This is a genomic window from Gilliamella sp. B3801, from assembly GCF_026536645.1.
GTDB classification, from domain to species: domain Bacteria; phylum Pseudomonadota; class Gammaproteobacteria; order Enterobacterales; family Orbaceae; genus Gilliamella; species Gilliamella apicola_I.
The window spans coordinates 86606-99974 of sequence record NZ_JAFNNR010000010.1; the positions used below are offsets into that span (position 1 = coordinate 86606).

Genomic DNA, 13369 nt, shown 5'->3' on the forward strand with positions numbered 1-13369 from the left:
TTAATTAAAAATTGTAAATTTGGGAAACTATATTATGTCTATCACTAAAGAACAAATTTTAGATGCAGTTGCTGAAATGTCTGTAATGGACGTTGTTGAACTAGTATCTATGATGGAAGAAAAATTCGGTGTTTCTGCAGCAGCAGCAGTTGCAGTTGCAGCAGCAGGTCCAGCTGAAGCAGCTGAAGAGAAAACTGAATTTGATGTAATCTTAAAAGATGTTGGTGCAAATAAAGTAGCTGTTATCAAAGCAGTTCGTGGTGCAACTGGTTTAGGCTTAAAAGAAGCTAAAGATCTTGTTGAATCAGCTCCTGCAACAGTTAAAGAAGGTGTTAGCAAAGCTGATGCTGAAGAACTTAAAAAGGCACTTGAAGAATCTGGTGCAGCTGTCGAACTTAAATAAGTTAATCGATAGCAAGCTAAATGGCTGGGGGTTTTACCTCCAGCCTTTTTGCGCTGTAAAAAGTCGAAGAATTTTATTTGAAGACTATCAATAAAAAGCAATAAAGAAATAGTATATTTATTAAGCCTAATCAATTGATATTTATAGATATTTTCGATGAGGTGTCAGGCGTTATTATTCGATTGAAGTGCTCCTGATGAATATTTAATCATGCTAAAATAGCAGATAAGCAAGTTGAGGAACTAATGGTTTACTCTTATACCGAGAAAAAACGAATTCGTAAGAATTTTGGTAAGCGTCCACAAGTCTTGGATATACCGTATCTTCTTTCTATTCAACTTGATTCGTTCCAGAAATTTATTGAGCAAGATCCAGAAGGTCAGTATGGTTTAGAAGCCGCTTTTCGTTCAATATTTCCGATAAAAAGTTATAGTGGTAATGCTGAGTTACAATACGTGAGCTTTAAGATGGGCGAACCTGTGTTTGATGTAAAAGAATGTCAAATTAGAGGGATCACTTACTCAGCACCGTTGCGCGTAAAATTACGTTTAGTTATTTATGATAAAGATGCACCAGAAGGAACTGTAAAAGATATTAAAGAGCAAGACGTCTACATGGGCGAAATTCCTTTAATGACGGACAATGGAACATTTGTAATCAATGGTACCGAACGGGTAATCGTTTCACAATTACATCGTAGTCCAGGTGTGTTCTTTGATAGTGATAAAGGTAAAACACACTCTTCTGGTAAAGTTTTATATAATGCTCGGATTATTCCTTATCGTGGCTCTTGGCTTGATTTCGAATTTGATCCAAAAGACAATCTTTTTGCTCGTATTGACCGTCGTCGTAAACTTCCAGCAACAATTATTTTGCGCGCATTAGGTTATGAAACAGAAGAAATTTTAAATATCTTCTTTGAGAAGACCATTTTTGAAGTTGGCAAATCCAAATTAAAAATGGATTTAGTCCCAGAGCGTTTACGTGGTGAAACAGCCTTATTTGATATTGAATCAAAAGGTAAAGTGTACGCTGAAAAAGGTCGCCGTATTACTGCACGTCATATTCGTGAATTAGAAAAAGATAAAGTAAGCAAAATTGATGTACCTGTTGAATACATCGTTAATAAAGTGCTTGCTAAAAACTATGTTAATGACGCGACAGGTGAAGTCATTGCATTCGCTAATACACCAATTTCATTAGAATTGTTATTAGAATTAACGAATGCAGGCTACAAAAAAATTGAAACATTATTCACCAATGATCTTGATCATGGTGCGTTTATCTCTGAAACATTAAATGTTGATTCAACACGCGATCGTTTAGGTGCATTAGTTGAAATTTATCGCATGATGCGACCAGGTGAGCCACCTACAAAAGAAGCTGCAGAAGCGTTATTTGACAACTTATTCTTCTCTGATGAACGTTATGATTTATCAGCTGTTGGTCGAATGAAATTTAATCGTTCTTTAGGTCGTGATGATATCGAAGGTCAAAGCGTCTTAACTAAAGATGATATCGTTGACGTTATGAAGAAATTAATCAGTATTCGTAATGGTCATGGTGATGTTGATGATATCGACCACTTAGGTAATCGTCGTATTCGTAGCGTTGGTGAAATGGCAGAAAACCAATTCCGTATTGGTTTAGTACGTGTTGAAAGAGCCGTAAAAGAGCGTTTATCTTTAGGTGATCTTGATTCATTAATGCCACAAGATATGATTAATGCTAAACCAATTTCAGCGGCAATCCGTGAGTTCTTTGGTTCTAGCCAGTTATCTCAGTTTATGGATCAAAACAATCCATTATCTGAAATTACGCATAAACGTCGTATTTCTGCATTAGGTCCAGGTGGTTTAACTCGTGAGCGAGCAGGCTTTGAAGTCCGTGACGTACATCCAACTCATTATGGTCGTGTATGTCCGATTGAAACGCCTGAAGGTCCAAACATCGGTTTGATTAACTCGTTAGCGGTCTATTCTCGTACTAATGAGTATGGTTTCTTAGAAACACCATATCGTCGAGTGATTGACGGTGTTGTGACTGATGAAATTAATTATTTATCAGCAATTGACGAAAGTGAATTTGTTATTGCACAGGCAAACTCAAACCTTGATGAGGAAGGTCGCTTTAAAGAAGATTTAGTGACTTGTCGTTTAAATGGTGAGTCGGGCTTATATAGTCCTGAACAAGTTCATTATATGGACGTTTCAACACAACAAATCGTGTCAGTTGGTGCGTCATTAATTCCATTCTTGGAACATGACGATGCAAACCGTGCTTTGATGGGTGCAAACATGCAACGTCAAGCAGTTCCGACATTAAAAGCGGAAAAACCATTTGTTGGTACTGGTATGGAACGTGCGGTAGCTGTTGACTCAGGTGTAACAGCCGTTGCTCGTCGTGGTGGTACTGTTCAATATGTTGATGCGTCACGTATCGTAGTCAATGTAAATGCCGATGAAATGTATGCGGGTGAAACAGGGATTGATATTTATAACTTAACTAAATATACCCGTTCTAACCAAAATACCTGTATCAATCAAATTCCATGTGTGGAATTAGGCGAAAAAGTTGAACGAGGTGATGTACTTGCAGATGGTCCATCAACTGATTTAGGTGAACTTGCATTAGGTCAGAACATGCGCGTGGCATTTATGCCATGGAATGGTTATAACTTTGAGGATTCTATTTTAGTTTCTGAAAAAGTGGTACAAGATGATCGTTTCACCTCGATCCATATTCAAGAGTTATCTTGTGTATCTCGTGATACTAAATTAGGTGCTGAAGAAATCACTGCTGATATTCCAAATGTGGGTGAAGCTGCGCTTTCTAAATTAGATGAATCAGGTATTGTTTATATCGGTGCTGAAGTGAAAGGTGGTGATATTCTTGTTGGTAAAGTGACGCCTAAAGGTGAAACACAATTAACACCAGAAGAAAAATTACTACGTGCAATTTTCGGTGAAAAAGCATCTGACGTTAAAGATACGTCTTTACGTGTACCAAATGGTGTTTCTGGTACGGTTATTGATGTTCAAGTCTTCACTCGTGATGGTGTACAAAAAGATAAACGTGCACTTGAAATTGAAGAGATGCAACTTAAACAAGCAAGAAAAGATTTAACTGAAGAGCTTAAAATCTTAGAAGCAGCTTTATTTGCGCGTATTCGTGATGTGTTAATTTCAGGTGGTATTAAAGCTGATAAATTAGATGCCTTACCACGAGAAAAATGGTTAACAATCGGTATTTCAAACGAAAGCAAACAAGCACAGTTAGAGCAACTTGCTGAACAGCACGAAGAAATTAAACTTGAGTTTAACAAAAAGCTTGAAGCTAAACGCATGAAGATTACACAAGGTGATGATTTACAACCTGGTGTGCTCAAAATTGTTAAAGTTTACTTAGCGGTTAAACGTCAAATTCAGCCTGGTGATAAAATGGCGGGTCGTCATGGTAACAAAGGGGTTATCTCTAAGATTAATCCAATTGAAGATATGCCATATGATGACAAAGGTCGTCCAGTCGATATCGTGTTAAACCCACTAGGGGTTCCGTCGCGTATGAACATTGGACAGATCCTAGAAACCCACTTAGGTATGGCGGCTAAAGGTATTGGTCAAAAAATTGATACAATGCTTAAAGAACAGCAAGAACTTGCTAAATTACGTGAGTTTATCCAAAAAGCATACGATCTTGGTTTAGGTGCTGCACAAAAAGTGAATGTTGCAGAATTTACCGATCAAGAAGTGATGACATTGGCACAAAATTTACGTAATGGTATGCCACTTGCTACACCAGTGTTTGATGGTGCAAAAGAGCAAGAAATCAAGTCATTACTAGAATTGGGTGATTTGCCGACTTCAGGTCAAATTACATTATATGATGGTCGTACAGGTGAACAGTTTGAACGTCCGGTAACGGTAGGTTATATGTACATGCTGAAATTAAATCACTTAGTTGATGATAAGATGCATGCACGTTCTACAGGTTCATATAGTCTGGTTACTCAACAGCCATTGGGTGGTAAAGCTCAATTTGGTGGTCAGCGTTTCGGTGAGATGGAAGTATGGGCACTTGAAGCTTATGGTGCTGCTTACACACTACAAGAAATGCTAACGGTTAAATCAGATGACGTAAACGGCCGTACTAAGATGTATAAAAATATTGTAGATGGTGATCATCGTATGGAACCTGCGATTCCAGAATCATTTAATGTATTGTTAAAAGAGATTCGTTCGCTAGGTATTAATATCGAGTTAGATGAAGAGTAATCTTCATTAACTAAAAATGATTTCTATTTATAGGGATAACTTATTAGCGATAATAAGTTATCTAATTGGTTTAACTCCATAGGAGCCAATTGTGAAAGACTTACTAAAGTTTCTAAAAGCACAGACAAAAACAGAAGATTTTGATGCTATCAAGATAGGTCTTGCCTCTCCTGATATGATTCGCTCATGGTCTTTTGGTGAAGTTAAAAAACCTGAAACAATCAACTATCGAACGTTCAAACCAGAGCGTGATGGATTGTTTTGTGCGCGTATTTTTGGACCAGTTAAAGACTATGAATGTTTATGTGGAAAATATAAACGTTTAAAACACCGTGGTGTGATCTGTGAAAAATGTGGCGTTGAAGTAACACAAGCGAAAGTACGTCGTGAACGTATGGGGCATATTGAACTTGCATCGCCAACTGCACACATCTGGTTTTTAAAATCATTACCATCTCGTATTGGTTTATTGTTAGATATGCCACTTCGTGATATCGAACGTGTTCTTTATTTTGAATCATTTATGGTTCTTGATGGTGGTATGACCAACTTAGAGCGTGGTCAAATCTTAACAGAAGAGCAATATTTAGATGCGTTAGAAGAGTTTGGTGATGAATTCGATGCTCGCATGGGTGCCGAAGCTATCCAAGAGTTGTTGCGTAATATTGATGTACAAGCGGAATGTGAAGCACTACGTGACGAACTTTCAACAACAAACTCTGAAACAAAACGGAAGAAAATCACTAAACGCATTAAGATTATTGAAGCATTCATTCAATCAGAAAATAAACCTGAATGGATGATCTTAAATGTATTGCCTGTGTTGCCACCAGATTTACGTCCATTAGTACCACTTGATGGTGGACGTTTTGCAACATCAGATTTGAATGATCTTTATCGTCGAGTGATCAACCGTAATAACCGTTTAAAACGTTTATTAGACTTAGCTGCGCCAGATATTATTGTACGTAATGAAAAACGTATGTTACAAGAATCTGTCGACGCATTATTAGATAATGGTCGCCGTGGTCGTGCTATTACCGGTTCAAACAAACGTCCATTAAAATCACTTGCCGATATGATTAAAGGTAAGCAAGGTCGTTTCCGTCAAAACCTATTAGGTAAACGTGTTGACTACTCAGGTCGTTCTGTAATTACAGTGGGACCATACTTGCGTTTACATCAATGTGGTTTACCGAAAAAAATGGCACTTGAGCTTTTCAAACCATTTATCTACGGTAAATTAGAGCGTCGTGGCTATGCAACAACCATCAAAGCTGCGAAGAAAATGGTTGAACGTGAAGATGCGATTGTTTGGGATATCTTAGATGAAGTTATCCGTGAACATCCCGTATTACTAAACCGTGCACCAACACTTCACAGATTGGGTATTCAAGCATTTGAACCTATCTTAATTGAAGGTAAAGCGATTCAGTTACATCCATTAGTTTGTGCGGCATTCAATGCTGACTTCGATGGTGACCAAATGGCGGTTCACGTACCATTAACGTTAGAAGCGCAATTAGAAGCGCGTGCGTTAATGATGTCAACCAACAACATTCTTTCGCCTGCGAGTGGTGAGCCTATTATTGTTCCTTCACAGGACGTGGTATTAGGTCTTTACTATATGACTCGTGATAAAGTCAATGCGAAAGGTGAAGGCATGATTTTAACCGGTCCTAAAGAAGCAGAAAAACTGTATCGTTTAGGTCTTGTTGAGCTACATGCTAAAGTTAAAGTGCGTATCACTGAAAGCCAACGTAATAGTGTTGGTGAGTGGGAAGAAACAACTTCAGTTATTGATACTACTGTTGGGCGTGCTATTTTATGGTTGATTATGCCAAAAGGGATGAGTTACTCAGTGATTAACCAACCACTTGGCAAAAAAGCAATTTCACGTATTTTGAATATTTGCTATCGTCAACTAGGTATGAAAGAAACCGTTATTTTGGCTGACCAAGTGATGTATACCGGTTTTGCTTATGCTGCACGTTCTGGTGTTTCAGTTGGTATTGATGATATGGAAATTCCGGCTAAGAAATTACAAATCATCAACGAAGCTGAAATTGAAGTTGCTGAAATTCAAGAGCAATTCCAATCAGGTTTAGTCACAGCAGGTGAACGTTATAATAAAGTTATCGATATCTGGGCAGCAGCCAATGAACGTGTTGCAAAAGCCATGATGGATAACTTATCAACTGAAAAAGTGATTAATCGTGAAGGTAAAGAAGAAGTACAATCTTCTTTCAACAGTATTTATATGATGGCCGACTCAGGTGCGCGGGGTTCTGCAGCACAGATTCGTCAGTTAGCAGGTATGCGTGGTTTGATGGCAAAACCGGACGGCTCTATTATCGAAACACCAATTACAGCAAACTTCCGTGAAGGATTAAACGTACTTCAGTACTTTATTTCTACCCATGGTGCTCGTAAAGGTCTTGCTGATACAGCGTTAAAAACGGCGAACTCTGGTTATTTGACTCGTCGTTTAGTTGATGTTGCACAAGATTTAGTTGTTATTGAAGACGATTGTGGCACATTAGAAGGTGTAGTGATGACGCCAGTTATCGAAGGTGGAGATGTTAAAGAGCCACTTCGTGAACGTGTATTAGGTCGTGTAACGGCTGAAGATGTGTTAAAACCAGGCAGTGCCGATATCTTGATTCCACGTAACACATTACTTGATGAAAGCTATTGTGATTTACTAGAAGCTGAATCGGTTGATAGTGTTAAAGTCCGTTCTGTCGTTTCGTGTGATACTGATTTTGGTGTTTGTGCGAAATGTTATGGTCGTGACTTAGCACGTGGTCACTTGGTGAATAAAGGTGAAGCAATCGGTGTTATCGCAGCTCAATCAATCGGTGAGCCGGGTACACAGTTAACCATGCGTACGTTCCATATCGGTGGTGCGGCATCAAGAGCGGCAGCAGAATCAAGTGTTCAAGTTAAAAACAAAGGTAGTATTAAATTAACTAATGCTAAATTTGTGACTAACCCAGACAAGAAATTGGTTATTACATCACGTAATGCTGAGTTAACGATTATCGATGATTTAGGTCGAATGAAAGAGACTTACAAAGTTCCTTATGGTTCGATTTTAACAAAAGGTAATGGTGCAGCAGTCGATGCTGGTGAAACAGTTGCTAACTGGGATCCGCATACAATGCCAGTTATCTCTGAAGCGAAAGGCTTTGTTAAATTTGTTGATATGGTTGATGGTCAAACTATTACCCGTCAAACCGACGAATTAACAGGTTTATCATCGATTGTTATTTTAGATGTCGCGGAGCGAACAGGTGTAGGTAAAGATTTACGTCCTGCAATCAAAATTGTTGATGCTAAAGGTAAAGATATCTATGTTGCAGGTACTGAAATGCTTGCACAATACTTCTTACCAGGTAAAGCATTAGTTCAATTAGAAGATGGTGCAGAAATCAATGTGGGTGATACGCTTGCACGTATTCCACAAGCCTCTGTAGGGACTAAAGATATTACCGGTGGTTTACCACGCGTAGCTGACCTATTTGAAGCTCGTAAACCGAAAGAATCAGCTATTCTTGCTGAAATTGATGGTATTATTTCGTTTGGTAAAGAGACCAAAGGTAAACGTCGCTTGATCATCACGCCATTAGATGGCAGTGAACCATATGAAGAGATGATTCCTAAATGGCGTCAACTTAACGTATTTGAAGGCGAACAAGTTGGACGTGGTGATGTGATTTCGGATGGTCCTGAATCAGCACATGATATCTTACGTCTACGTGGTGTAAATGCGGTAACACGTTACATTGTTAACGAAGTTCAAGAAGTTTATCGCCTGCAAGGTGTAAAAATCAATGATAAACACATTGAAGTTATCGTTCGTCAGATGCTGCGTAAAGCAACGGTTATTCATCCGGGTGGTTCTCGTCTACTTGACGGTGAACAACTTGAAGTTTCACGCTTGAAGATTATTAATCGTGAACTTGAAGCACAAGGTAAAGAACCAATTGTTTATTTACACGATCTACTTGGTATTACTAAAGCATCATTAACAACTGAATCGTTTATTTCTGCGGCATCGTTCCAAGAAACGACTCGCGTATTAACCGAAGCAGCTGTTGCTGGTAAAAACGACGAATTACGTGGCTTAAAAGAAAATGTCATTGTTGGTCGATTGATTCCGGCTGGTACTGGTTATGCTTACCATAAAGAGCGTTTACGTAAACGTGCAATGCCATCAAGTGATGATATTCAAACAACAATTTCTGCTGAAGAAGCAACAGCTAACTTAGCTGAGTTACTTAATTCTGCAGAAGAAAACCAATAGTCAGTAGGACGAGTTATTAAAATAGCACGTGATTGCACGTGCTATTTTTTTATCTCAAATGAAATGAAAGGAGTTTTATATGTATATTGTTATGAACCGTTTTAAAATAAAACGAGGTAGTGAAGAGACTTTTATTGACATATGGCGTAATCGTGATAGTCATTTGAAAGAGATGAAAGGATTTAATCGCTTTTACTTTCTACAAGGAAAAACTGAGCAGGATTATACTTTATTTTCTTCATTTGCCGAGTGGGAATCTAAGGCTGATTTTGAAGCTTGGGTAAACTCAGATCACTTCAAACACACTCATCGTAATACGAATAATCGACCGAATAATAGTGATATCTATTTTGAACCGGCACAATTAGAATGTTTTGATGTTTTACTAAAATAATAAATTTGATGAAACAAACAAAAATCTAATATTCCGATTCATCATTAATTCATTAAGGTTATGTGAGCAATAATCTAATAGTGACATAAGGAATTAAATAATAAGTTATGATTATACTTCGCAAAGTTTATAAAAATGGCTATAATACAATCTAACTATTATAAAATATTGGTGTGATTAGCGTATATTTATTCTAAAAAATACAAAACCAATGAAAAATTAAGCTAATCCACATTGAATTACTTTTTTCCTGACTATCTTTTCTTTATTACTTATAGTGTTCTTTTTTGGTTCTGATTTAATTCATGTTTATATATTAATGATATTCAGTGCTCATTTCATATATTGATCTATATTTTGATGTCCTTAGTTTAATTGTTAATGGTTTCAATTAGTTGTGTTTTTCTACATTACCTATTAATTAGACAATTTTATAAGGGGTTTACGATGAAATCAAAACTTGTGTTACTCATTATTGCGTTACTTATTGTTGCCGGATTCATTTTTTTTAAAAACTACAATAGTATCCAAACCCAAGATGAAAAAGTGGCAGCTTCATGGTCAGAAGTTATTAACCAGTATAAACGTCGAGCAGATTTAGTCCCTAATTTGGTTAATACTGTTAAAGGGTATGCGACACACGAGAAAGAGGTGTTTACACAAGTCACTGACGCCCGAGCCAAAGTTGGTTCAATACAATTAAACGCAGATCAACTTACCGATCCTACTTTATTTTCTAAATTTCAACAAGCTCAATCTGAATTGAGTTCTGCATTAAGTCGTTTGATAGCAGTCAGTGAAAATTATCCAGAGCTTAAAGCTAATACATTATATCAAGATTTAATGAGCCAACTTGAAGGTACTGAGAACCGTATTGCTGTTGCTCGAGGACGCTATATTGAAGCAGTGCAAAATTTCAATATTTATATCCGTCAATTACCCACAAAATGGGTAGCAGATGTTTTAGGTGTGAAACCAAAACAACAGTTTAGTGTTGAAAATGAAAAACAGATTTCTAATGCACCTGCAGTTAATTTTGGGTAGTGAATATAATGAAGAGATACTTTCCAGTTAGCTTATTGTTAATATTCAGTTGGTTTTGTTTTGGGCTGACTGAAATTCCACAATTTACCCGGCGGGTGATTGATACGACAAATACACTGACACCATCACAAATTGATGATTTAGAATCGAGTCTAATTGAATTTGAAAAACCAAGAGCTGATGGTGCACAAATTATCATTTTAATGATTGCAAAGCTTGAAGATGAAACCATTGAACAATGTGCAACTCGAGTTTTTGCTCAATGGGGAATAGGAAAAAAAGGACAAGATAATGGTATTTTATTATTAATCGCTAAAGACGATAGACGTATGCATATTGAAGTTGGTTATGGGTTAGAGGGAACCATAACCGATTTAATTGCTAGCCATATTATACGTGAACAATTAACACCGGAATTCAAACAAAATAACTATTATCAAGGTATCAAAAATGCTATATCCGTCTTGAAACAAAAAATAGATAACTCAGAACCCCTAGGTAATGAAAATAGCAATGAATCCGATATTGGTACGCTTCTTGCTGGTGAATTTGGTGCTAAATTATTTAATTATGGTTTGGTCTCTTTTTTCATTTGCTTTGTTATCAATAGTATTATTCCGCTAGGATCGTCTAAACGCTCTGCCAGTCGAAATTTGGGTACTGGGCTACTTAATGGATTATCAGTAGGTGGGTTTACCTTATGGAATGGTCATTCTATATCCATTGCTTTTATCTTACTATTCTTGGCGTTTGTCATGAGTACGATTGCGAGTGGATTTTTACGAATAAATGGTAGCAGTGGTTCAGGTGGCGGCGGATTCCGTGGAGGAGGTTTTGGAGGTGGTGGGTTTGGAGGCGGCTCAGGAGGATTTAGCGGTGGCGGAGGTGGTCGTAGTGGTGGTGGTGGCGCTTCTGGTAGCTGGTAAATTGATTAGAAATCGTTTTAATTTGTTTGTTAAAATTGGCTTATAATTATCAAATAAAAATTTCAAATTTGATGTTTTTTATATTATTGAAATAATGGAGTAATAAAAATATCAAGCCAATAATCAACGACTAAAACAAATTATCTTATACGATCCCATTGACGAAACCTTGATTTAAAGGTAATATGCGCGCCTTACGGCATCGTGTAGTTTTTAACTATACTAAATAATTTTTTAAGGTAGATGTGCATATTTTATGCAAAATAAATTGCCATTAACGATCGATCCTATTAAAGCTGCACAGAAACGACTTGATTATGTTGGATATTATCCAGCAAAAAGTGCAACAAGGATTGAAAGTCCAAAAAGTGATATCGAGTGCCGCTTATCCTTTGATTATGATGAGCAAAAACTCTGTGTTATCAACATTGATGCGAAGATAACGTTGGAACTGATTTGCCAACGTTGTTTTAAACCTTTTATCACTGAAATTCATGTGATGAATAAATTTAGTCCTGTAAAGAGCGATGCTCAAGCAGAGACACTACCGGAACATTATGAACCTGTTCTGATGAACGAGTTCGGTGAAGTGGATATATTAGCGTTACTTGAGGACGAAATTATTCTCTCGTTACCAATTGCGCCGGTACATGATAGTAAACACTGCGAAGTGTCAGAGGCAGATATGGTATTTGGTGATATTCCAAAAGAGAATGAAAAGCCAAATCCATTTGCAATTTTAGTTAGTTTAAAGAATAAGGGGTAAATCCATGGCTGTTCAACAGAATCGTAAAACTCGTGCAAAACGTGGTATGCGTCGTTCACATGATGCATTAACTGTTGCTAATATCTCAGTTGATGAATCAGGTAAAACACATTTACGTCATCACGTAACCGCTGATGGTTATTATCGTGGTCGTAAAGTGATTTCTAAATAATTACTGCGAATTTAGAAATCCTCAGGTGACATTTTGGATAATCTAACCATCGCGTTAGATGCTATGAGCGGGGACTTCGGTCCTCGTATTGTTGTTCCTGCTGCAATACAAGCATTAAATCGTTATCCAAATCTTTCTATTTTTCTGGTAGGTAATCTAACAGAAATAAGCTCCTTTTTGTCTAAAGAAAACACCAAACTTATTGCACAGTATCAAAATGATGGTCGATTGGTATTGATAGAATCAACCACTGTGATTACGAATGACATGAAACCCTCTTACGCAATTCGTCATAGTCAAGGCTCTTCAATGAGAATCGCATTGGAACTTGTCAAAGATAACTCTGCTCAGGCATGTGTTAGTGCGGGTAATACGGGCGCTTTGATGGGGTTGTCTAAACTATTATTACATTCTCTAACCGGTATTGACCGTCCCGCTCTGGTTGCGACTATACCAGCATTAAATAATCATGATACAGTCGTTTTGGATCTTGGCGCTAACGCTGAATGTGATAGTGATATGTTAGTACAATTTGCGATAATGGGTGAGATTCTTGCCAAAACCGTACTTAAGATCGAAACTCCACGAGTTGCATTACTTAACATTGGTGAAGAGGATATTAAAGGATTAGATAAAATTCGTGCAGCAGCGGCAGTTTTAAAATCGAATGAACAAATTAATTATATCGGTTATTTAGAAGGCAATGATCTTTTAACTGGTAAAACCGATGTATTAGTCTGTGATGGATTTGTGGGTAATGTAACATTAAAAACGGTAGAAGGCTTAATCAAAATTTTTATGTCTTCGCTCAAATTATCCTTAAATCATAATTCATTTTTAATGAAATTACTGAGCAAATGGATACAAAGAAAGATTGCAAAAAATTTTTGTTATTTGGATCCTGGGCGATATAATGGAGCCTGTTTACTTGGACTTCAAAGTATTGTGATTAAAAGTCACGGTAGTGCCAATCAAAAATCTTTTTTTGCAGCAATAGAACAAGCTATTTTGGCTATACAAACAAATATACCAGAGAAGATTGCAACCAGTCTTTCTTCCGCACTACCTAAGAGCGAATAAT

At 37.2% G+C, this 13369-nt stretch carries 9 protein-coding genes; all 9 read left to right on the forward strand.

What is annotated here, in order from left to right; all coding sequences use genetic code 11:
• Positions 1 to 34 precede the first annotated feature (34 nt).
• The 9 genes from rplL (at position 35) to plsX (ending at position 13368) form a co-directional block, all read left to right on the forward strand.
• Positions 35 to 403: a 50S ribosomal protein L7/L12 gene (gene rplL / locus J3U14_RS09640; RefSeq protein ID WP_065559747.1), complete on the forward strand. Its 369-nt coding sequence runs from the start codon at positions 35 to 37 to the stop codon at positions 401 to 403.
• Between the two features lie 245 nt (positions 404 to 648).
• Positions 649 to 4677, forward strand: a complete 4029-nt coding sequence (gene rpoB / locus J3U14_RS09645; protein WP_065559746.1) for a DNA-directed RNA polymerase subunit beta — start codon at positions 649 to 651, stop codon at positions 4675 to 4677.
• Between the two features lie 91 nt (positions 4678 to 4768).
• On the forward strand, positions 4769 to 8986 hold the full coding sequence (rpoC, locus tag J3U14_RS09650; protein ID WP_065559745.1) for a DNA-directed RNA polymerase subunit beta': 4218 nt from the start codon (positions 4769 to 4771) through the stop codon (positions 8984 to 8986).
• 79 nt (positions 8987 to 9065) lie between these two features.
• A complete protein-coding gene (locus tag J3U14_RS09655) occupies positions 9066 to 9380 on the forward strand; it encodes an antibiotic biosynthesis monooxygenase family protein (protein WP_065559744.1) in 315 nt (104 codons plus the stop codon).
• Positions 9381 to 9827: 447 nt separating this feature from the next.
• Positions 9828 to 10424 carry a LemA family protein gene (locus J3U14_RS09660; protein WP_267352149.1) on the forward strand — a complete coding sequence of 199 codons (597 nt, stop codon included), beginning with the start codon at positions 9828 to 9830 and terminating at the stop codon, positions 10422 to 10424.
• 8 nt (positions 10425 to 10432) lie between these two features.
• Positions 10433 to 11350 carry a TPM domain-containing protein gene (locus tag J3U14_RS09665; protein WP_267352150.1) on the forward strand — a complete coding sequence of 306 codons (918 nt, stop codon included), beginning with the start codon at positions 10433 to 10435 and terminating at the stop codon, positions 11348 to 11350.
• A 256-nt stretch (positions 11351 to 11606) separates the two neighbouring features.
• Positions 11607 to 12116, forward strand: a complete 510-nt coding sequence (gene yceD, locus J3U14_RS09670) for a 23S rRNA accumulation protein YceD (protein WP_267352151.1) — start codon at positions 11607 to 11609, stop codon at positions 12114 to 12116.
• 4 nt (positions 12117 to 12120) lie between these two features.
• Positions 12121 to 12288 (forward strand): 50S ribosomal protein L32, encoded by a 168-nt coding sequence (rpmF, locus tag J3U14_RS09675; RefSeq protein WP_025316508.1) that lies wholly within the window; start codon positions 12121 to 12123, stop codon positions 12286 to 12288.
• Positions 12289 to 12321: 33 nt separating this feature from the next.
• Positions 12322 to 13368 (forward strand): phosphate acyltransferase PlsX, encoded by a 1047-nt coding sequence (gene plsX / locus J3U14_RS09680; RefSeq protein ID WP_267352152.1) that lies wholly within the window; start codon positions 12322 to 12324, stop codon positions 13366 to 13368.
• The last annotated feature ends 1 nt before the right edge of the window (position 13369 follow it).

Coding starts and splice junctions, on each gene's coding strand:
- rplL (WP_065559747.1), top strand. CDS start 35: ATGTCTATCACTAAAGAACAAATTTTAGATGCAGTTGCTGAAATGTCT.
- rpoB (WP_065559746.1), top strand. CDS start 649: ATGGTTTACTCTTATACCGAGAAAAAACGAATTCGTAAGAATTTTGGT.
- J3U14_RS09655 (WP_065559744.1), top strand. CDS start 9,066: ATGTATATTGTTATGAACCGTTTTAAAATAAAACGAGGTAGTGAAGAG.
- J3U14_RS09660 (WP_267352149.1), top strand. CDS start 9,828: ATGAAATCAAAACTTGTGTTACTCATTATTGCGTTACTTATTGTTGCC.
- J3U14_RS09665 (WP_267352150.1), top strand. CDS start 10,433: ATGAAGAGATACTTTCCAGTTAGCTTATTGTTAATATTCAGTTGGTTT.
- yceD (WP_267352151.1), top strand. CDS start 11,607: ATGCAAAATAAATTGCCATTAACGATCGATCCTATTAAAGCTGCACAG.
- rpmF (WP_025316508.1), top strand. CDS start 12,121: ATGGCTGTTCAACAGAATCGTAAAACTCGTGCAAAACGTGGTATGCGT.